At 60.7% G+C, this 22,038-nt stretch carries 16 protein-coding genes and 1 tRNA gene; 12 read left to right on the top strand and 5 right to left on the bottom strand.

Features of this window, described 5'->3' with window-relative positions:
• Positions 1-36: 36 nt before the first annotated feature.
• A complete protein-coding gene (locus ACA072_RS14365) occupies positions 37-672 on the bottom strand; it encodes a response regulator transcription factor (RefSeq protein WP_497624870.1) in 636 nt (211 codons plus the stop codon).
• Between the two features lie 4 nt (positions 673-676).
• Complete coding sequence (locus tag ACA072_RS14360) at positions 677-2,953, bottom strand: PAS domain-containing sensor histidine kinase (protein WP_497624869.1); 2,277 nt, start codon at positions 2,951-2,953, stop codon at positions 677-679.
• Positions 2,954-3,183: 230 nt separating this feature from the next.
• On the opposite strand from ACA072_RS14360, the gene ACA072_RS14355 reads away from it, so the two are divergent.
• From ACA072_RS14355 to phaR, 6 genes are all read left to right on the top strand, one after another.
• Positions 3,184-4,806 (top strand): acyl-CoA synthetase, encoded by a 1,623-nt coding sequence (locus ACA072_RS14355; protein WP_497624868.1) that lies wholly within the window; start codon positions 3,184-3,186, stop codon positions 4,804-4,806.
• Positions 4,807-4,919: 113 nt separating this feature from the next.
• The gene (locus ACA072_RS14350; protein ID WP_109631221.1) at positions 4,920-5,246 is read left to right on the top strand and encodes a DUF485 domain-containing protein; all 327 of its coding nucleotides are present in this window, start codon (positions 4,920-4,922) and stop codon (positions 5,244-5,246) included.
• Positions 5,246-6,916: a cation acetate symporter gene (locus ACA072_RS14345; protein WP_497624866.1), complete on the top strand. Its 1,671-nt coding sequence runs from the start codon at positions 5,246-5,248 to the stop codon at positions 6,914-6,916. The genes ACA072_RS14350 and ACA072_RS14345 overlap by 1 nt, the downstream gene beginning before the upstream one ends.
• A 63-nt stretch (positions 6,917-6,979) precedes the next feature.
• A complete protein-coding gene (locus ACA072_RS14340) occupies positions 6,980-8,752 on the top strand; it encodes an acyl-CoA dehydrogenase C-terminal domain-containing protein (protein ID WP_497624865.1) in 1,773 nt (590 codons plus the stop codon).
• A gap of 128 nt (positions 8,753-8,880) precedes the next feature.
• The gene (locus tag ACA072_RS14335) at positions 8,881-10,149 is read left to right on the top strand and encodes an OprD family porin (RefSeq protein ID WP_497624864.1); all 1,269 of its coding nucleotides are present in this window, start codon (positions 8,881-8,883) and stop codon (positions 10,147-10,149) included.
• A 201-nt stretch (positions 10,150-10,350) separates the two neighbouring features.
• Positions 10,351-10,872 (top strand): polyhydroxyalkanoate synthesis repressor PhaR, encoded by a 522-nt coding sequence (gene phaR, locus ACA072_RS14330; RefSeq protein ID WP_497624863.1) that lies wholly within the window; start codon positions 10,351-10,353, stop codon positions 10,870-10,872.
• 38 nt (positions 10,873-10,910) lie between these two features.
• On the opposite strand, the gene phaP is transcribed toward phaR, so the two are convergent.
• Positions 10,911-11,480 (bottom strand): TIGR01841 family phasin, encoded by a 570-nt coding sequence (phaP, locus tag ACA072_RS14325; RefSeq protein ID WP_497624862.1) that lies wholly within the window; start codon positions 11,478-11,480, stop codon positions 10,911-10,913.
• Positions 11,481-11,722: 242 nt separating this feature from the next.
• Here phaP and ACA072_RS14320 point away from each other — a divergent pair, with 242 nt between their 5' ends.
• On the top strand, positions 11,723-14,275 hold the full coding sequence (locus ACA072_RS14320; RefSeq protein WP_497624861.1) for a DUF3141 domain-containing protein: 2,553 nt from the start codon (positions 11,723-11,725) through the stop codon (positions 14,273-14,275).
• A gap of 25 nt (positions 14,276-14,300) precedes the next feature.
• On the opposite strand, the gene ACA072_RS14315 is transcribed toward ACA072_RS14320, so the two are convergent.
• Positions 14,301-15,338: an AraC family transcriptional regulator gene (locus ACA072_RS14315; RefSeq protein WP_497624860.1), complete on the bottom strand. Its 1,038-nt coding sequence runs from the start codon at positions 15,336-15,338 to the stop codon at positions 14,301-14,303.
• Positions 15,339-15,773: 435 nt separating this feature from the next.
• On the opposite strand from ACA072_RS14315, the gene phbB reads away from it, so the two are divergent.
• From phbB to ACA072_RS14290, 5 genes are all read left to right on the top strand, one after another.
• Positions 15,774-16,520 (top strand): acetoacetyl-CoA reductase, encoded by a 747-nt coding sequence (gene phbB / locus ACA072_RS14310; protein ID WP_497624859.1) that lies wholly within the window; start codon positions 15,774-15,776, stop codon positions 16,518-16,520.
• Between the two features lie 57 nt (positions 16,521-16,577).
• A complete protein-coding gene (locus ACA072_RS14305; RefSeq protein WP_497624858.1) occupies positions 16,578-17,756 on the top strand; it encodes an acetyl-CoA C-acetyltransferase in 1,179 nt (392 codons plus the stop codon).
• A gap of 99 nt (positions 17,757-17,855) precedes the next feature.
• Positions 17,856-19,559 carry a class I poly(R)-hydroxyalkanoic acid synthase gene (phaC, locus tag ACA072_RS14300; protein WP_497624857.1) on the top strand — a complete coding sequence of 568 codons (1,704 nt, stop codon included), beginning with the start codon at positions 17,856-17,858 and terminating at the stop codon, positions 19,557-19,559.
• Between the two features lie 338 nt (positions 19,560-19,897).
• Complete coding sequence (locus ACA072_RS14295) at positions 19,898-20,551, top strand: hydrolase (protein ID WP_094467459.1); 654 nt, start codon at positions 19,898-19,900, stop codon at positions 20,549-20,551.
• Between the two features lie 66 nt (positions 20,552-20,617).
• Positions 20,618-21,928: an OprD family porin gene (locus tag ACA072_RS14290; protein WP_497624856.1), complete on the top strand. Its 1,311-nt coding sequence runs from the start codon at positions 20,618-20,620 to the stop codon at positions 21,926-21,928.
• An 8-nt stretch (positions 21,929-21,936) separates the two neighbouring features.
• On the opposite strand, the gene ACA072_RS14285 is transcribed toward ACA072_RS14290, so the two are convergent.
• Positions 21,937-22,032: transfer RNA gene (locus ACA072_RS14285), tRNA-Sec, on the bottom strand.
• Positions 22,033-22,038: the final 6 nt, after the last annotated feature.

Below are 22,038 nucleotides of genomic sequence, written 5' to 3'. Positions count from 1 at the left end.
AGCCCAGCATAGACGTTCAATACCCGGCGCGAGGTATCAGCGCAGTTTCAGCGGATCGACCAGCCCGGCGGCAATGGCCATGCCCACCAGGTCCGGCAGCGTGTTGGCCTGCATGCGCTTCATCACCCGCGAGCGATACAGGTCGACGGTTTTTGCGCTGACGCCCAGTTGCTCGGCGATTTCCCGGGTGGTGTAACCCTGCACCAGCGGCAGCAAGACATCGCGCTCGCGTGGGGTCAGTGTCAGCAAACGGGCCTGCAGGGCATCATGGCCGTGATTGCCCGAACGGTGGGCGGCGCAGTTGCTGAGCGCCTGCTGCACGCTGTCCAGCAACAGCTGCTCGTTGTAGGGTTTCTCGATGAAGTCATGGGCGCCGGCCTTGAACGCGCGCACCACGATCGGCACGTCGGCGTGGCCGCTGACGAAAATGATCGGCAGGTTCAGCTCCCGCGCGCGCATTTCTTCCTGCACGTTCAAACCGCCCATGCCGGGCATGCGCACGTCGAGCAGCACACAGGCATTGAGCGTGGCATCGCAGGCACCGAGAAACTCCACGCCGCTGGTGAACGGCAAGGCCTTGAGCCCGACCGATTCCAGCAGCCAGACCGTTGAATCGAGCATGCCCTGGTCATCGTCGACCACATACACCACGTGCTCCGTCACACCTGCCATTGCATTATTCCTGTTGTTGTTTTGTTGGACCGACCAGCGGCAAACGGCAGCACATCAGCAGTCCGACCGGTTGACGCCGGGCCTGCAACTCGCCGCCGAAACCTTCGATGATGCTGCGGCTCATGGACAAGCCAAGGCCCAGGCCATCGGCCTTGCTGGTATAGAACGGGGTAAATATCTGCTCCAGTTCGGGCTCGCTGACGCCCGGCCCCTGGTCTTGCACACGGATTTCCACGGTGGCACCACCGCCCTGCTCCGCCGTCATCACGATCAGCGAGGGCTGACCCGGATGTCGTTCGCGGTTGGCATCGATGGCATTGCGCAACAGATTGAGCAGCACCTGTTCAAGCAACACCCGGTCGGCATAAACGGGCGGCAGATTATCCGGCAGTCGATCCTCGATTGTCACTTGGCAATTGCTCGCCTCCCAGGCACACAAACGCACGGCTTCACGGGCGACATCGGTAAAATTCAGCGCCTGCATGCGACGCTGGCCCTTGCGCAGAAACGCCCGTAGACGCTTGATCACTTCCGAGGCATGGGTGGCGTGCTGGGTGATGCGTTGCAGCCCTTGGGCCACTCGTTCGGCGGCCTGCGGGTTGGAATCGAGTGTTAGTAGATAGCGCTGGCTGGCATTGGCGTAATTGACCACAGCGGCCAGTGGCTGGTTGATTTCGTGGGCAATGCCCGAGGCCAGTTCACCCAGCGTGACCAGCCGCGCAGTGTGAGCCAGTTCGTCCTGATGGCGACGCTGTTGCACCTCGCGCAATTCACGCTCGGTCATGTCTCGCGCCACCAATGAGTAATAGCGCTCGCCGCCGGCCGAACGGTGCGCCAGCAACACCAGCGACACCGGCACTGAGGTGCCGCCACCGGGCGGCTGCAACCGCGCATCGGTGCTCCACACGCCGTCACGTTCGGCGCGGCTCCAGCCGTCACGTTGCAGACGCGTCAGGTCAGCGCTGGCGAACAGCTGCGAGAGGGCCGGCATCGGTTGTTCCTCGTCGATGCCGAGGATGCGCCGCGCCGCCGGGTTGAGGTAAGTCACTTGCCCGTCAGGGTCGATAAACAGCACCGGATCAGTGTTGGCCTCGACCACTTCGGCCAGGCGTCGCTTGTTCTCTTCGGCTTGCACACGAGCGGTGATGTCCCGGGACACGCTGACCACTTCGACCACCGCGCCGGTGTAGGTTTCGCGAATCGCCCGGCTGGCGGTTTCAAACCACAGATAATGCCCGGCACGGTGGCGAATGCGGTACGTCATCGTGTGGTAACCGTCCTGCTCCAGCGCATCCCGGGCGCGCTGCACCAGATTGGCCAGGTCTTGGCCATGGAACAGACCTTGGGCCATTTGCCCGCGCAGTTCTTCGGGCCAGTAGCCGAGCAATGTCCAGGACGCCGGCGAGGCATCGAGAAAGCACCCGTCCGGGGTGTGGCGGGAAATCAGGTCGGTGGTGTTCTCGATGATCAGCCGGTACAGGCGCCGTGCCGTGGCCGCTTCACGTTCAGCCAGCACTTGGGCCGTGGCATCGCGGCAACGGGCGAGCACGCGGTTGTCCTGGGGGTCGGGGATAAACGTCCAGATCAGGATCTGCGCTTCGAACTGAGCTTCCACCCCTTCGATGGCCCGTTGCTGGTCAAGGCAGGCGCGCACCAGCACCCGGTGATTCACCGGCAAAAAGCCCAGCACCTCGGTCAGCGACTTTTCTGCGAGCAAGGCCAGCAGCGCCGCATTGAACTCCAGCGGCCGGCCCTGTGCATCAAGCAACAAGCTCGGTTGTGGGTCGTGACCCAACAGCGGCGAACCCCGCAGCATGCCATTGACGCTGCTGAGCAAGGTCGTCAGCAAATCCTGCACCCAACCCAGCCAGTCAAGACTCACGCCGTCACAGACTTCCACCAGCAAGAGCCCTGCCTGCCCCGTCTGCAAGGCCAGATCAAACACTTGCCCATGGCTGATCGCCGCCCGGCGCAACCGCCCGGACAGCCAGCAATCGAGTTGCCGAACTTGCGCCAGGTCCAGGCGCCCGGTCTCGACCAGCCGATCAAACAGCAACTGATCGCTGGCCAGCGACGGATCGCCCAGGCCCGGCGGAAAATGCTGCGCCGCGCCCTCGTGGCTGTAAATCCGCGCATTGGGTTGCCAGCTCAGGTAAACCGCCCGGCGCACCTCGGGACATTCCTGCAACGCACGGCACAACGCATCCGCCCGGGCGGCCAGGGACACGCCCTCGCGTTGCAGGCGCAACCAGCTGTGCAATCGAACGGGGGTCAGGGTCATCACAGGTCCGCGTTGTTGGGGGAGCCAAGAATATACCGGCGCTAGTGGTATCGCCGCATTCATTTGGAAGCCGAAGAATCAAATATAGTATATCTACTATACTGCGTAGGTTGTACTTCCATATGCATGGCAGATTGTTATATAAAGCACCCCTGACATAAAAGATGACCCCAGCGGCTACGCTGAACAGGCCATCCATAGAGCTAACAATCAGCCACCGAGTACCCGTCATGTCGATCTATGAACAAGGGCTAGGCCCTTCGGCTGTCAATCATATTGCCTTGTCGCCGCTCAGCTTCATCGAGCGCACCGCCAGCGTTTACCCCCACTACCCCGCCGTCATCCACGGTTCGATCCGTCGCACCTGGGCACAGACCTACACCCGTTGCCGACGCCTGGCCTCGGCACTGGCCGGTCGCGGCATCGGCAAGAACGACACCGTGGCGGTGATGCTGCCCAACATCCCCGAGATGCTGGAAGTGCATTTCGGCGTGCCGATGATCGGCGCGGTGCTCAACCCGCTCAACGTGCGCCTGGATGCCGAAGCCATTGCCTTCATGCTGCAGCATGGCGAAGCCAAGGTGCTGATCACCGACCGCGAATTCCACGACGTGATTCACGCAGCCATCGGCATGCTCGATCACCCGCCGCTGGTCATCGACGTCAATGACCCGGAATACGGTGAAGGCCAGGCCGTCAGCGACCTCGACTATGAAGCGCTGCTGGCCGAAGGCGATCCGGATTTCGCCTGGCAGTGGCCGGCCAACGAGTGGCAAGCCATCTCGCTGAACTACACCTCCGGCACCACCGGCAACCCGAAAGGCGTGGTTTATCACCATCGCGGCGCGTACCTGAACTCGCTGGGCAACCAGATGACCTGGGCCATGGGCAACCATCCGGTGTACCTCTGGACCTTGCCGATGTTCCATTGCAACGGTTGGTGCTACCCGTGGGTGATCACCGCAATGGCCGGCGTGCATGTGTTCCTGCGCCGGGTCGATCCACAGAAAATCCTCACCCTGATCCGCGAGCACCAAGTGACGCACCTGTGCGCTGCACCCATCGTGCTCAATGCGCTGGTCAACATGCCGGAATCGGCCAAAGCGGCCATCGATCACCCGGTCAACGCCATGGTTGCCGGCGCTGCACCACCGGCCAAAGTGATCGGCGCCGTCGAAGAGATGGGCATCAAGGTCACCCACGTTTATGGCCTGACCGAAACCTACGGCCCGGTAACGCTCTGTGCCTGGCATGCGGAATGGGATGAGCTGGCGCTGGATGAACGAGCGCAAATCAAATCCCGTCAGGGTGTGCGCTACCCGACGCTCGAAGGTGTGATGGTCGGCGATTCGAAGACCCTGGAACCGACCCCGCGTGACGGTCAAACCATCGGTGAGATCTTCATGCGCGGCAACACCGTGATGAAGGGCTACCTGAAAAACCCGACCGCCACCGCCGAAGCGTTCGAAGGCGGCTGGTTCCACACCGGCGACCTGGCGGTGTGTCATCCCAACGGTTATGTCGAGATCAAGGACCGGCTCAAGGACATCATCATTTCCGGCGGCGAGAACATTTCCACCATCGAACTGGAAGGCGTGCTTTATCGCCATCCGGGGGTGATGGAAGCGGCCGTGGTTGCTCGTCCTGACGAAAAATGGGGCGAAACGCCTTGCGCCTTCATCACGTTGAAGGCCGATCACCAGGACGTGCGCGAGGCCGACATCATCAGTTTCTGCCGTGAACACCTGGCCGGTTTCAAAGTGCCGCGCACGGTGATCTTCACCCTGTTGCCGAAAACGTCCACCGGCAAGATCCAGAAGTACGTCCTGCGCGACAGGGCTAAAGCGCTCTAACCCGAACCGACGTTGTACCCACCCGGCGGCAGGTGCCTTACCTGCCGCTTCGGGCTCGTGCACGCCGGATTCAGCCCGTACAAACGCCTATAACAACACATGTGGAGCCACCCATGATCGACATCCATTCAACCGATACCCAACGTTGCGAGCGCATTCGGACCAATCCGAAATTCCTGCAATTAGTCAGCAGCCGTTCGCGCCTGGCCTGGTCGCTGAGCGCTGCGGTGCTGGGCACGTACTACGGGTTCATGCTGGTGGTGGCCTTTGCCCCACAGTGGCTGCATGCGCCGCTCGCCGAACATCGGATGTTGACCCTGGGCATGCCGGTGGGCGCGGCGATCATCATTTTTTCCTGGCTGCTGACCGGTTGGTACGTCTACCGCGCCAACACGCGTTTCGACGCACTGGGCGCGGCCATTCTCGAGGAGAGCAAGTGATGAACCTGCTTCGTAAACTCATCCTCGCCGCTGCCGGCCTGTTGCCAGCCTCCATCGTCCTCGCCGCCCCGGCCGTGGGTGCGGTGGAAAAACAACCGCTGAACCTGCATGCCATCGGCATGTTCTTCGTCTTCGTGCTGGGCACACTGGCGATTACCTGGTGGGCCGCGCGCCAAACCAAATCCACGTCCGACTTCTACACCGCGGGCGGTGGCATCACCGGGTTCCAGAACGGCCTGGCGATTGCCGGTGACTACATGTCCGCCGCCACGCTGCTGGGGCTGTCCAGCCTGGTATTCGCCAAGGGCTACGACGGCTTCATCTACACCATCGGCTTCTTCGTCGGCTGGCCGATCATCACCTTCCTGATGGCTGAGCGTCTGCGCAACCTGGGCCGCTACACCTTCGCCGACATCGTCTCCTATCGCCTGGACCAGAACAAAGTGCGGATCTTCGCCGCGTTCGGTTCGCTGACGGTGGTGTGCTGCTACCTGATCGTGCAGATGGTCGGTGCCGGTCAGTTGATCAAGTTGCTGTTCGGTCTTGATTACCCGGTAGCCGTGGTGATCGTCGGCGCGCTGATGCTGGTCTACGTGATCTTCGGCGGCATGATCGCCACCACGTGGGTGCAGATCATCAAGGCTGTGTTGCTGCTTGCTGGCGGCACCACCCTCGCGGTCATGGCCATGTCGCAGTTCGGTTTCAGCTACGAAACCCTGGCGGACAAAGCCGTCCAGGCCCATGCCAGCGGCTGGAACATCATGGGCCCCGGCTCAATGCTCGCCGACCCGATCAACACCGCTTCGATGTCCCTGGGCCTGGTGTTCGGGATTGCCGGCCTGCCGCACATCCTGATGCGCTTCTTCACCGTGCCGAACGCCAAGGAAGCGCGCAAGTCGGTGTTCTACGCCACCGGTTTCATCGGCTTCTTCTTCCTGGTTGTCTGCACCCTGGGCTTTGCCGCGATGGTGATCATCGGCACCGACCCGCAGTACTACGTCAATGGTGAAGTCGGCGGCGCCTTGATCGGCGGCGGCAACATGGTCGCCATGCACCTGGCCAAAGCGGTCGGTGGCAACCTGTTCTTCGGTTTTCTCTCAGCGGTGGCCTTCGCCACCATTCTGGCGGTGGTGTCCGGACTGGCCCTGGCCGGTGCCTCGGCGATTTCCCACGACCTCTACGCCACCGTGTTCAAGAAAGGCAAAGCCAGCCAGAAACAGGAAATGCGCGTGACCCGCATGGCCACGGTTGGCCTGGGCATCATCGCGATTCTGCTGGGCATTCTGTTCGAGAAAATGAACGTCGCGTTCCTCGTGGGCCTGACCTTCGGCATCGCTGCGTCGACCAACTTCCCGGTGCTGATCATGGCCATGTACTGGAAAGGCCTGACCACCAAAGGCGCGATCATCGGCGGTTTCGCCGGCCTGATCTGCGCGCTGGTGCTGGTGATCCTTTCGCCAGCGGTCTGGGTCACCGTGCTCGGTCATGCTCAGGCGATCTTCCCGTACGACCACCCGGCGCTGTTCTCCATGCCGCTGGCGTTCTTCGTGATCGTGGTGGTGTCGAAACTTGACCGCAGCGTGCGGGCCGACAAGGAGCGTGATGCCTACGCCGACCAGTTCGTTCGCGCCCAGACCGGCCTCGGCGCCGCCAGCGCTTCCGCTCATTGATTGAAAGGGCACGGCCCGCCATCGCGGCACCGTGCCCATCGCACACCTTTTGAGGTTCACGTTATGCCCGAATTCAACGCCCCGCTGCGCGACATGCGCTTTGTGCTGCATGAAGTGTTCGATGCCCCGGCCCTGTGGGCGCGCTTGCCGGCGCTGGCCGACAATGTCGACGCCGACACCGCTGACGCCATTCTTGAGGAAGCGGCGAAAGTCACCTCGCACCTGATTGCGCCGTTGAATCGCAGCGGCGATGAAGAAGGCGCCCAGTGGCTCGATGGCCAGGTCAGCACGCCGATCGGCTTCAAACAGGCTTATGCCACTTACATCGAAGGCGGCTGGGTGGGCCTTTGCGGTAACCCCGATTTCGGCGGCATGGGCATGCCGAAGATGCTCGCCGTGCAGTTCGAAGAAATGCTCTACGGCGCCAATTCAAGCTTCGCCCTGTATTCGGCGTTAAGTTCCGGGGCCTGCCTGGCGCTGGATGCCCACGCCAGCGAGGCCCTGAAAAAACGCTACCTGCCACCGATGTACGAAGGCCGCTGGGCCGGTTCGATGTGTTTGACCGAAGCCCACGCCGGCACCGACCTGGGGATCATCCGCACCCGCGCCGAACCTCAGGCTGACGGCAGTTTCAGCATCACCGGCAGCAAGATCTTCATCACCGGCGGTGATCAGGACCTGACCGAAAACATCGTTCATCTGGTGTTGGCCAAACTGCCAGACGCGCCGGCCGGGCCGAAAGGCATCTCGCTGTTCGTCGTGCCCAAGGTGCTGGTCAATGCCGACGGTTCCCTCGGCGATGCCAACGCCGTGAGTTGCGGTTCGATCGAACACAAGATGGGCATCAAGGCCTCGGCCACCTGCGTGATGAACTTCGACGGCGCCAGCGGTTGGCTGGTCGGCGAGGCCAACAAAGGCCTGGCGGCGATGTTCACCATGATGAATTACGAGCGCCTGTCCATCGGCATTCAGGGCATTGGTTGCGCCGAGGCGTCCTATCAGAGCGCCGTGGCGTATGCCCGTGAACGTGTGCAGAGCCGCGCGCCGACCGGTGCGGTTGCCCCGGACAAAGTGGCGGACCCGATCATCGTCCACCCGGATGTGCGCCGCATGCTGCTGAGCATGAAAGCCATGACCGAAGGTGGCCGCGCGTTCGCCAGTTATGTCGGGCAGCAACTGGACCTGGCGAAGTTTTCCGATGACGCCAAGGAACGGGACAACGCCCAAACCCTGGTCGCGCTGCTGACCCCGGTGGCCAAGGCGTTCTTTACCGATACCGGTCTGGAAAGCTGCATCAACGGCCAGCAAGTGTTCGGCGGCCATGGCTACATCCGCGAATGGGGCCAGGAACAATTGGTCCGTGACGTGCGCATCGCACAGATTTACGAAGGCACCAACGGCATTCAGGCCCTCGACTTGCTGGGACGCAAAGTGCTCGCCGATAGCGGCGCCGCGTTGCGCCAGTTTACCGGTGAGATCCGTCATTTCGCCCATCAGCCCGACGCGCCCTACTCTGTCCAATTGTTCGATGCCGTGCAGCGTCTGGAAAACCTCAGCGACTGGCTGCAAGACCAGGCCGCGACCAACCGCAACGAAATCGGCGCGGCTTCGGTCGAGTATCTGCACCTGTTCGGTTACGTCGCCTACGCCTGGCTCTGGGCGCGCATGGCCCAGGTCGCGAAGAAAAAACTCAGCGACGACCCCAAGTTCTATGGCGCGAAGATCGCCACCGCGGATTTCTACATCCGCCGTCTGCTCCCACGCACGTTGAGCCTGGAGCATTCCATTCTCGCCGGCAGCGCCTCGTTGTACGGCCTGAGCGCCGAACAGTTCTAACGATTTGAACCCACGCGGCGCCACGCTCCTCTCGATTCGGCGTCCGCGTTTTTTATTGATAAGCCCTCGCCTGCCTGGCGAGGGCCGCGGGACTTGTCTTTCCATAATAAAAACAAAGGGGCTTCACCATGGACCGCAACACCCGCACCCTCGCTACCCGACTGTTGCTGGCCGGCGGCGTCATCAGCCTCTCGGCCCCCGCCGCTGCGGACTTTGTCAAAGACAGCAAGGCCAGCCTTGAGCTGCGCAACTTCTATTTCAATCGTGATTATCGCCAGGACAACGCCGCCCAATCCAAACAAGAGGAATGGGCCCAGGGTTTCCTGTTGCGCTATGAATCGGGCTTTACCGACGGTTTGATCGGGGTCGGTTTCGATGCCATCGGCCTGGTCGGCGTCAAGCTCGATTCCAGCCCTGACCGCGCGGGTTCCGGCCTGCTCAAACGGCATGGCGACACCCGCAAAGGGGCTCAGGACGAGTACGGCGAACTGGGTTTGACCGCCAAACTGCGCGCCTCCAAAAGCACCCTGAAACTCGGCACGCTGCTGCCGAAACTGCCAACGGTGTTGGCCAACGATTCTCGGTTGTTGCCGCAAACCTTCAAGGGCGGTCAGTTGACCTCGCTGGAAGTGGAAGGCCTGACCGTGGATGCCGGGCGGCTGACCCAGGTCAATCAGCGCGACTCCTCGGATTATGAGGACATGGGCATCACCCGAACCGGCGCCAAAGGCATCACCACGCGGCATATCGGCAGCGACAGCTTCGATTTCGCCAGCCTTAACTACAAATGGACCAGCAACCTCGCCACCGGCTATAGCTACGGCCACCTCGACAATTTCTACAGCCAGCACCTGGTAAACCTGACCTACGTGATGCCGGTGACGACAGGCCAATCGTTCAAGACCGACCTGCGCTTTGCCCGCTCCACGGACGATGGCGGCAGCAATGTCGACAACAACGCAATTGGCGCGATGTTCACCTACAGCCTCGGCGGGCACGCGTTCGGCCTGGGTTATCAAGGCATGAGCGGCGACACCGGTTTTGCCTACGTCAACGGCACCGATGCGTTCCTGGTGAACTTCGTGCAGATCGGCGACTTCGCCAGCAAGGACGAAAAATCCTGGCAGGCGCGTTACGACTACAACTTCGCGGCGATGGGCGTGCCGGGCCTGACATTCATGACTCGCTATATCACTGGCGACAATATTGACTTGGGTGGCAACCGTCCGGAAGGCAAGGAATGGGAGCGGGATACCGACATTGGTTATGTGGTGCAGAGCGGTCCGCTGAAGAATGTCGGGGTGAAATGGCGTAATGCGACGGTGCGTTCGACTAACTTCGGCAGTGATCTGGATGAGAATCGGTTGATCGTCAGCTACACCCTGCCGATCTGGTAGTACCTGATCGTTCCCACGCTCTGCGTGGGAATGCAGCCCGGGACGCTCCGCGTCCCAAGAGCGGACGCAGAGCGTCCGAGGATGAATTCCCACGCGGAGCGTGGGAACGATCGGTAAGGAGAGCGTGGGAACGATCACCCGCGGCACTGGCGATAGTAGGTTAAGATGCCTGCAAACCAGGCTCGCCACGAGACGCCCCGCATGCCAGATAACAGTCGGAACACCCCCCGCCTGATCAAGAAATACCCCAATCGCCGACTGTATGACACCCACACCAGCAGTCATTTGACGCTGGCCGACATCCGCCAATTGGTCGTCGATAAAGTTGCGTTTCAGGTAGTCGATGCCAAGAGCGGCGAAGACCTGACGCGCAGTATCCTGCTGCAAGTGATTCTGGAAGCCGAAAGCGGCGGAGAGCCGATCTTCACCAGCGAGATGCTGATGGGGATTATCCAGTTCTATGGTCCGTACCAGGGTGTACTCGGCAGCTACCTGGACAAAAGCATCCAGACCGTCATCGACATCCAGTCCCAGACCGGCGCGCAGTCCTCCGAAGCCTGGAGCGACTTCATGCATCAACAGGCCCCGGTCATGCAGGACCTGATGCGCCAGTATGTCGATCAGTCCAAAGCCTTGTACCTCAATACCCAGAACCTGTTCGGCATGTTTGGCGCCAAGCCCGGCACCGATAGCGGAACGAAAAAAAATGGCGATGGGGAATAAACCCATCGCCATTGTTTGTGCCGCTGGCCTGATATGACTTACTTGTTACCGCTGGTGGCCTTGGCGCTCGCTTCCGGTGCTGCTTTGGCGGCAGCGGCAGTGGCGGCGTCAAAATTGCTCTGGGCCACATCGGAAGCCTGTTTCACGGCTTTCTGGGCGCTTTCAAACGCGGTACTGGCATTCGCCAGGCCCGACTTGAACGCAGCCACGACAGGCTCGGAGCCGGCCGGTGCATTCTTGCTGATCGATTCAACGAACTCATTCACCTGCTGGGTGCCGGCCTCGACCTGACTCGACGTCAGTTTGGCGATGTCCGACTGCGTGCCCACGATCAGCGCTTGAACCTGACGATTGAACTCGGCCAGGCGTTCGCTCTGGGCGCTCGGCTGGGTGAACGACGCCTGCAAATCAGCAAAACCTTGTGGATCACGCACTGCCAGCAGCTTGCGCACGCCTTCGAAGTGCTCTTCGGTGGAGTCGCGCAGTGCCTTGAACTGCAACTGGCTCAGCTGTTCAACGCTGGCGAAGACTTTGCCGCTGATCTGCTGCAAAAGGTCGAGGTTGGCTTTCTGAGCGGTTTGCAGTTTTTCCGAATTGAAAAAAGACATGCTTGAATCTCCTGGTACTTAAAGGCCCGGATGGACCTGAGGACGCGAAGCGATCCTGCCAGCCATCGCGTTAGGCTGAATATTGCAGCGCACAAAACAATTTAGCAACGGCTATTTTGTGCAGCGCACAATAAAGTTCGCTTCCTTGACCGTTAATCCCTATACACTCGTGACAATCGAACGGCCGGCTTGGCTTCTATTAGCCAAGGCGACGTTCCCACGCATGGCGTCAGGAGTTCACGATGGGTCAGGAAGAAAATATTGCGCTGCACGATGAAGGGCTTTGCGCTCCGTCCGGATTGTTCGAGCACCTGAACCATCTGCAGCGCCTCAACACCCGCAACGTTCTCGACGCCGTGCAACAGCGCCAGGCCAAAACCTACGCCCCTTCAAGCCTTGGGTTGCTCAAACAGCCGACCGCCGCTGACTGGCAGGAATACCTCACCGACCTTTGCCAACGCAGCGTGCTGTTCTGGGACACCTTGCGTCAGCGCGGCGACAACACCCTGGCCCACGAACGTGCCGGGTATCCGCTGCTGCTCAAGTTCAATCATGAAACCCTGGTCGCCGGTGAAGACCTGCCGCGCCCGGTCAACTACTCGCTACTGCAGATCCTCGCGGGCCCCGGGCAACAGCTCGACAGCAAGAAGCAGCCGGTCATCATCATTGACCCACGGGGCGGCCACGGCTCGGGGATCGGCGGTTTCAAACAGGATTCGGTCATCGGCGAAAGCTTGCGTGCCGGCCACCCGACCTATTTCATTTCGTTCAGCCATTCGCCACGTCCGGGGCAAACCCTGGCGGACATCGTTGAAGCCCAGGCGCGGTTTATCGAAGAGGTCAGCGCCCGGCATCCCGCCAGCGCCAAACCCGTGGTGATCGGCAACTGCCAGGCCGGCTGGGCATTGATGGGCCTGGCGGCGACCCGCCCGGAATTGCCGGGGCTGATCATCGTCAACGGCGCGCCTTTGTCGTACTGGGCCGGCGTCAATGGCCGCAATCCGATGCGCTACACCGGTGGTTTGCTGGGCGGCGGCTGGATGGCGCGCCTGGGCAGCGACCTGGGCAATGACCGTTTCGACGGCACCTGGCTGGTGAGCAATTTCGAAAGCCTCGACCCGGCCAACACCTGGTGGGGCAAGTACTACCACCTGTTCAGCGAAGTCGACAGCGAGGCCCCGCGCTTCCTCGATTTCGAACGCTGGTGGGGCAGCCCGACCCTGCTCAATGGCGAGGAGATCGAGATGATTGTCGATGACCTGTTCATCGGCAATCAGCTGTCCGGCGGCCTCGGGCGCAAGAGCAGCGGGCTCGACCTCAAACGCATCGAAGTGCCGGTGGTGGTGTTTTGCTCCTATGGCGACAACATCACCTCGCCGCAACAGGCGCTGGACTGGATCACCGACGTCTACCCCAGTGACCTCGCCCTGCAAAATGCCGGTCGCACCATTGTTTACCTGCGGCACGCGAGCATCGGTCATCTGGGCATTTTCGTCTCGGGTGAAGTGGCGCGGCGTGAACACCGCGAGTTGCTGGGCGCGGTCGACGCGATCAATGAACTGCCGGGCGGGGTGTATGAAATGCTCATCGATGACCTGCCGGAACACTCCGACACGCCGTACGCCGTGCGTTTCGAGCGCCGGCGTATCGCCGACATCCATGGTGAAGTGCCGCCGCCCCGTGATGACGATCGCGAATTCGCGCTGGTCGAGCGTGCCTCTGATTTCAACAACACGCTTTACGACGGATTTGTACGGCCGTGGTTGCGTCAGTTGATCAACGAACCGGCCGCTGAACTGATGCGCAAGGCCCATCCATTCCACCAGCAACAGGTGATGTGGAACAGTTTGAACCCGGCGCTCTGGTGGCTGGCTGGCAGTGCCGCGCAAGTGAGCAAGGATCGCCATCCGGCCAGCCCGGCCAATCCACTGCTGGCCTGGCAGGATCTGTTTTCCAACCAGATACAGGACGCCTTGAACGGCTATCGGGACCTGAGGGATGCCGCTCAGGAAATGAGTTTTTACGGCGTGTATGGCCTGCTCAACAGCCTCACCGGCAATACATCGGGCCGCGACTTGCAGGCGCATGCCGAGCAGCACGATAAAGTCCTGATCGAACGCCTTCAAGACGCCCTGCCCCTGGGCGGTTTGATGGAAGCCTTGATCCGGATCCTGTTCCTGCTGGGCCGCGACAGCGATGAGCCGGGCAAGCAAAGCGTCGAGAAACTGATCCTGCAATTGCAGGTGCTGCTGCAGGACTACAGCGCCCAGCCGCTGGACCTGCGTGAAACCCTGCGGCTGCAAAAACTGCTGGTCGCCACCCACCCGCAGGAAAGCCTGCGCAGCCTGCCCCTGATGCTGGCCGAGGTCGAAGAGCGCCAACAAGTACTGGCGGCCGTCGCCAATTTGCTGCCGGAATTGCTGACCAGCGGCGCAGAGAACCCGTTCTGGTGTGAGCTGCACACGCTGCTTGAAGTGCCGTTGCCAGGTTTCAACCTGACTCAACCTCCTGGTGAAGCCGATGTCGTCGAGGAGAAAGCCCCGGCGATAACCCCGGAGCCGATCAAGCCGAAAACTCCGGTTGTCACACCAGAGCCCGTCAAACAAAAGGCCCCGGCGGTCGTCGCTGAGCCGATCAAGGAAAAAGCCCCGCTTGTCGTACCGGCGCCGACACCGCCAAAGCCCATCGCGCAAAAAACGGTAGTAGCGCCTACCACGCCAATCGCCAAGGCTGCGACTCCCGTGCGCAAACCTGCCAAAGGCAAGAAAAGCGTTAAAAAGCCACCGGTGAATTAACCCAGGACCGCTGACGAACACCGCGTCACACCGGCGCGGTTTCCTCGATTTTAAACGATTCATCGGAGCGGTACTGCCCCGGCGTCATGCCAAACCAGCGGCTGCAAGCTTTGTTGAAGCTGCTGTGGTCATGAAAACCAAGGAGATACGCGACATGCTTCATGTTGAAGTGAGAATGGCGCAGGTAAAAATCGGCCAGCTGCCGACGCACCGCGTTCAGCACGTCCTTGAATTGCGTTCCTTCCTTTTCCAGCGCCCGTTGCAGCGTGCGCTTGCTGATGTTCAACGCAGCGGCAATCGATTCCATGTCGCACTGCCCCTGGCCCTGACTCAAGCGCTCGGTAATCAGCGCGCGAATCCGCCCGACAATACAAAAACCAAACAGAAGGTCCAGTTGCGCCTCGGCAAAACTGTCATGCAGCACCGCCAACGCTTCGTTGGCCATGCTCAGCGGTCGCATCAGCTCCTGCCCGTCAAACAAAATGCTGTCGTAAGGCGCGTCGAACTGCAGATTGGGGCCGAACAGTCGCTGATGCTCGGAGATGTCTGCGGGCTCGGGATAAGTGAACTCAACGCTCAAGGGATGCGGTGCGTCGCCGCCCAACAGCTTGCGGCAGAAACCCAGCAATGACGCCAGAGCGGCATCGGTATATTGGCGCGGTTTGACCGAACCATGCTGCTGATGGTCGAGGCTGGACAAGCGGTAATGTTGCTGTTCGGCGGTAAAGAAAAGGCTGAACCCGGTGCCGATCAACGGACTGAAACGGACCAGGCGTTCAAGGGCTTTTTTCAGATTCAGGCTGGACATCATGGTGTAGCCGACGATCTGAAAGCTGCCGGGGTGGAAACTGCCATAGGCCCGCAAGCCAATGTCCGGATCGTCCGAGGCCTCAGCGGCCAGTTCCCAGAGTCGATAGATGGCCTTTCGCTCGCAAAACGCTCCTGGTTTGTCCGCGAGATTAATGTCTAGTCCAGCCTCCCGACACAGACTGGCTACATCCAGTCCTTGAGCCGAGAGCGTATTTACCAGCACGCTGGCATAGCCTGAACTCATTCTATACATGGCGTCCTCAATGACCTGTGGAACCGGACATCCTGTCCGGAGCCATGACTGATCTGCGATGAAGCAAAATTCTAACGGGGTGTTTCGTTGCCAATATTGATCCCAGTATAGGTAACTCTCATTTTTAGCCACTGCGCCCGGTCATTCGTCGCTTTGTAGCAGCTGCCGAGCAACGCGAGGCTGCGTTCGGCTCGGTCCGCGCTCGGGCGAAGCAGTCGTAAACCCTGAATGCACGTTCCTCCTGACACACCGCAGCGCATGACTTCACGACTGCTTCGCAGCCTCGCGTTGCTCGGCAGCTGCTACACAGGCCAGCGGCGAAGGCGCTTGGCACCGTTGGACACCACGCCGTCACCTCCCAACACTTCCGCATCCCCCGCCAATACCGAACAATCGCCCATCTTGCAGCGCAAAAACAAAAAAGGAACGGAGCTTATGAAGTCGCTTGGTCGTATTGCGTTGGTCACGGGTGGTATGGGTGGGATTGGTACGGCGATAAGCCAGCGCCTGTACAAGGAAGGATTCAAGGTCATCGTCGGTTGCAGCGCTGATTCCGCCCGCAAGAATGACTGGATCGCCACTCAGCTGGCGGCCGGTTATCAGTTCGAATGTATCTACGGCGACATCACCGACTGGGAGTCGACGCGCAAGGCCTTCGAGATGGCGCGTGAACAATTCGGCCCGATCGATGTACTGGTCAACAACGCCGGCATCACTCGCGATGCCTCCTTTCGCAAGCTGACGCCCGAGGACTGGAACGCGGTCATCGGCACCAACCTGAGCGGCGTGTTCAACACCACCAAGCAGGTGATTGAAAGCATGTTGGCCAAGGGCTGGGGACGGGTGATCAATATCTCCTCGATCAACGGTCAGCGCGGCCAGTTCGGCCAGACCAACTACAGCGCGGCCAAGGCCGGCATCCACGGTTTCACCATGGCCCTGGCGCGGGAAGTGTCCGGCAAGGGCGTGACCGTCAACACTGTCTCGCCGGGTTACATCCAGACCAGCATGACCGCGGCCATCCGCCCGGACATTCTCGACACCATGATCGCGGCGACACCGGTCGGGCGCCTCGGCCAACCTGAAGAAATCGCCTCGATCGTCGCCTGGCTCGCTTCCGATGAATCGGGCTACAGCACTGGCGCCGATTTCTCGGTGAACGGCGGCATGAACATGCAGTAGACCGATCAGGGCAAGGACGCCCTGCTCCCGCTGGACAACATCTTAATGAGGTCACGCATGAACGAAGTCGTAATCGTTGCCGCTACACGTACCGCCATCGGCAGTTTTCAAGGGGCCTTGTCGGCGATTCCAGCCACCGAACTGGGTGCCGCGGTGATTCGCCGTCTGCTGGAAGAAACCGGCCTGGACGGCGCGCAGATTGATGAAGTGATCCTCGGCCAGGTGCTCACCGCAGGCTCGGGGCAAAACCCGGCACGCCAGACGGCGGTCAAGGCCGGCCTGCCCTTCACCACCCCTGCCCTGACCCTGAACAAGGTTTGCGGCTCGGGCCTCAAGGCTGTGCAACTGGCCGTTCAGGCGATCCGTTGCGGTGACGCCGAGTTGGTGATTGCCGGCGGTCAGGAAAACATGAGCCTGGCGCCGTATGTGCTGCCCAAGGTACGCACCGGTCTGCGCCTGGGTCATGCGCAACTGCAAGACAGCGTGATTCAGGACGGTTTGTGGGACGCCTTCAACGACTACCACATGGGCATCACCGCGGAGAATCTGGCTCACCAACACAGCATCAGCCGAGAGGCACAGGACGTCTTCGCCGCCACTTCGCAACAGAAAGCTGCCGCAGCCATCGAAGCGGGTTACTTCAAGCGTGAAATCACCCCAATCCTGATTCCCCAGCGCAAGGGCGACCCGCTGGTGTTCGACACGGATGAACAACCGCGCCCCGACAGCACGCTGCAAGCCTTGAGCAACCTTAAACCCGCATTCCAGAAAAACGGCAGCGTGACCGCCGGCAACTCGTCGACCCTCAACGATGGCGCCGCCGTGTTGCTGCTGGCCAGTGCCGCCAAGGCCCAGGCTCTCGGCTTACCGGTTTTGGCGCGCATCAAAGCTTACGCAAGTGCAGGCGTTGACCCGTCGATCATGGGCATCGGCCCGGTCCCGGCCACCCGTCTGGTGCTGGAGAAAGCCGGCTGGAGCCTGGACGACCTCGACCTGATCGAAGCCAACGAAGCGTTCGCCGCGCAATCCCTGGCGGTCGGCAAAGAACTGGGCTGGGACACCGCCAAGGTCAACGTCAACGGTGGCGCGATTGCCTTGGGTCATCCGATCGGCGCGTCGGGCGCGCGGATTCTGGTGTCGCTGGTGCACGAACTGATTCGCCGTAACGGCAAAAAAGGCTTGGCCACGTTGTGCATCGGTGGCGGCCAAGGCGTCAGCCTGGTCATCGAACGATAACAAGAAACACAGGACTGCTTGCTTGACTGCTGACGCGGTGCCGAATTCCGGCACCGCGGTTTTTTTCTGCCCGGTTTACCGATGTGGGCAAGGAGTTCCATGGACAATAACGCGCACACTTTCAACACTTTCTGGTCCGGTCAGGTCCCGTTCATTGCCTCCTTTGCAGTGCAACAATTACGCCTGTGGGTCAGCACCAATCCGTGGTTCACCGGCCAGGCCTACGACGAGTGGTTCGACCTGCCGCGCACCACCCTGGAAAGCCTGCAAGCCGAGTATCAAACCCAATGGGGTGACCTGGGCCAGCGTTTGCTGACCGGACAGCCGTTCTCCTTTGAAGATCGACGTTTTTCCAGCGGCAACTGGAGCACGCCGCTGTTCGGCTCCCTCGCCGCGTTCTACCTGCTCAACGCCGGTTTCCTGCTGAAGCTACTTGATAAGCTGCCAATCAAAGACAAAAAGCCCCGCCAGCGCCTGCTGTACCTGGTGGAGCAAGCGATTGCCGCCGGTGCCCCCAGCAACTTTCTGGCGAGTAATCCCGATGCCTTGCAGCGCGTCGTCGACACTCAGGGCGGCAGCCTGTTTACCGGCCTGTTACACCTGGCCAGCGACCTGCAAGAAGGCAAGATGCGCCAGTGCGACAGCGGCGCCTTCAAGGTCGGCGTCGATCTGGCCAACACCCCCGGTGAAGTGGTGTTCGAGAATGAACTGTTCCAGTTGATTCAGTACTACCCGCAAAGCGAAACCCAGTACCGGCGTCCGGTATTCATCGTCCCGCCGTCGATCAACAAGTACTACATCCTCGACCTGCGCCCGGACAACTCGATGGTTCGCCATCTGTTGCAACAAGGCCACCCGGTGTTCCTGATGTCGTGGCGCAACTTCGACCAGGCGCACGCCGGCACCACTTGGGATGACCTGATCGAAACCGGCATCATCAAAGGCCTGCAAGTGACCCGCGAGATCAGCGGCGAGCAACGCCCCAACTGCGTGGGTTTCTGCATCGGCGGCACATTGTTGAGTTCAGCGCTGGCCGTACTGGCGGCGCGCGGCGACAAGGACATCGCCAGCGTAAGCCTGTTGACCACCTTCCTCGACTACCTCGACACCGGCCCCATCGACATCTTCGTCGACGAGCAACTGGTGGCCTACCGCGAGCGCACCATCGGCGGCCTGGAGGGCCCCATCGGCCTGTTCAAGGGCGAGGACATGGGCAACACCTTCTCGCTGCTGCGCCCCAACGATTTGTGGTGGAACTACAACGTCGACAAATACCTCAAGGGCCAGAAGCCGATCCCCCTCGACCTGCTGTTCTGGAACAACGACAGCACCAACCTTCCGGGGCCAATGTACTGCTGGTATCTGCGCCACACCTACCTGCAGAACGACCTGAAATCCGGCGAACTGGACTGCTGCGGGGTCAAGCTGGACCTGCGTGCCATCGATGCGCCGGCGTACATCCTGGCCACCCATGACGACCACATCGTGCCGTGGCGCAGCGCTTATGCCAGCACCCAATTGCTCTCCGGGACCAAACGCTTTGTGTTGGGTGCCTCCGGGCATATCGCCGGGGTGATCAACCCGCCGGCCAAGGAAAAACGCCATTACTGGACCAACAACCGGATCACGAAGGACCCTGAGTCCTGGTTCATGAATGCCCAAGAGCATGCCGGCAGCTGGTGGAATGACTGGTTCGTCTGGCTCGCGGAACAGGCCGGCGAACGCCAGCCTTCGGTGCTGCACACCGGCAACACGCATTACCCGGCGATTGAATCGGCGCCCGGGCGTTATGTGATGCAATGACGGACAGCCCCGCGGTGAAAAAACCGGGCCCAACTCCTACCTTGTAGCAGCCTACGCCCGGCTCTGTAGCAGCTGTCGAGCTTGCGAGGCTGCGTTCGGCGACGCAGTCGTCGTAAAACTTATGCATGAGGTCTTCCTGAAACACCGCGCCGCCTGATTTCACGACAGCTTCGCTGCCGAACGCAGCCTCGCGTTGCTCGGCAGCTGCTACAGAAGCGGCGTTCCGAAAAGCTCCCTCGCTCCCCGCAAAAAAGCGCCAAACACAGCACATCGACTCAATATCCCCGCCTGAATCTACGCAACCATGGCCTCCTCACCCACCCCGTAAGGACCTCGCCATGGCCATCGCCAAAGCCGTTCCCGGCAAAACCCTGCTGACCCCGACCGACCACACCCTGATCATGATCGATCACCAGTCGCAGATGTCCTTTGCGACCAAGTCGATCGACGCTGTCACCCTGCGCAACAACGCCGCACTCGTGGCCAAGGCCGCACGTGGCTTCAAGGTTTCGACCATCCTGACTACCGTCGCCGAGAAGAGCTTTTCCGGGCCGATCTTCGACGAAATCAAGTCGGTGTTCCCGGAACACAACGTCATCGACCGCACCAGCATGAACACCTGGGAAGATGAGCGCATCGCTGTTGAAGTCAACGCCTTTGGCAAACAGAAAATCGTCCTCGCTGGCCTGTGGACCTCGGTGTGCATCGTCGGCCCGGCGCTGTCGGCCATCGACCAGGGTTTCGAGGTTTACGTGATCGCCGACGCCTGTGGCGACGTCAGCACCGAAGCCCATGAAATGGCCATGCAACGCATGATCCAGATCGGCGCCCGCCCAATGACCTCGCTGCAATACCTGCTCGAATTGCAGCGCGACTGGGCGCGTACCGAGACCTACGAAGAAACCGTGAAAACCTCGATTGCCAACGGTGGCTCCTACGGCCTTGGCCTGATCTACGCCAAAACCATGTTCGGTGCCTCGGAAGGCCACTAAGCGGTTTTCCTGTAAATAGCCAGCGACTGCGGACATTGCGCAGTCGCTGCTGCGTGGTGATTGACGATGAAGTTTCGCAAGCAAGACCTTCCCTTTTGGTTGTCGATGCTATTCGCCGGGACAGCCCTGGCTGATGAACCCGCACAAGGGTTTCTGGACGGCGCGACGCTTGAAGTGCTCAGCCGCAACTTCTACCTCAACAGCGACTACCGATCCCCTTCGCCGACAGGCAAAAGCTATAAAGCGGAATGGGCTCAAGGCTTTATCAGCACTTTTGAATCCGGTTTCACACCCGGCACGGTTGGATTTGGCCTGGACGCTCATGCTTTTCTGGGGTTGAAGCTGGATGGCGGCAAGGGCCATTCCGGAACCGGATTGCTGCCCGTGAATGATGACGGTCGTAGCGAAGACAACTATTCCAGTGGCGGCGGCGCATTGAAAGTCAGAGCCTCGCAGACCACGTTGGCCTTCGGGGAAATGATGGTGGAAACCCCGGTGTTCGACACCGCGGACAAACGCCTGCAACCGGAGTACGCCACAGGCTTCCTGCTGAACAGCCACGAAATCGACGGCATGAATCTGGTTGCCGGGCATTTCACAGCGTTCAAGAATCAGGACAGTTCTTCGGGCAAGGGCAACTTCTACGGCTACGGCGCCAACACCGAGGCCGGCGGCATTACGTTTCTCGGCACCGACCTGTTCACCCAGAGCCCTGTCGGCGGTGCGCTCTATGCCTCAGAACTGACCGACACCTGGCATCAGTACTACGCCAACCTGCACCTGAAGCAGTCCGGGGTGTTCCTCGACGCCAATCTCTACCACACGCAGGACACCGGAAAAGCGCTGGCCGGCGTCATCGACACCACCGCGTTCAGCCTGTCGGGCAAGTACACCGTCGATGCACATGCCTTCACCCTGGCGTATCAGAAAATCAATGGCGACACGCCGTTCGATTTTGTCGGCGGAGACTCGATCTACCTCGCCAACTCAATCAAGTACGCCGACTTCAACGGCGCCCACGAACGCTCATGGCAGGCACGCTACGACCTCGACTTGAGCACCTTCGGGATTCCCGGCCTGAAATTCATGACCCGTTACGTCATGGGTAGCCAGATCGACGGCACCCATGCGCCCAAGGGTGGCGCCTACAACCCTTTTGATGAATCAGTCGGTGAATACGTGCCGCAACAAGGCGATGGCGGCCGGCATTGGGAGCGCGACATAGACCTGCACTACATCGTGCAGTCCGGCGCGGCCAAGGGTTTATCCCTGCAACTGTCCCATGTGTCGCATCGGGCCAACACGGCGCAGGCCGGCGATGACATCGACCGGGTGTATGTGGTCGTCCAGTACCCGCTGAACTTCGGGCATCTCTGAAGGGAAAATGGCGGAAGGCAGCCGGAGTCGAACCTGCCCGGGAACGGATGCCGTCCCCAACCGGGTTTGAAGCCCGGCCGCGCCACCGGGCGCGATTGCCTTCCTTGAAA

Source organism: Pseudomonas sp. LBUM1656 (assembly GCF_059716065.1).
Note: the sequence above shows the minus strand (reverse complement) of the source record. Positions and strands in the feature narration are given on the sequence as shown.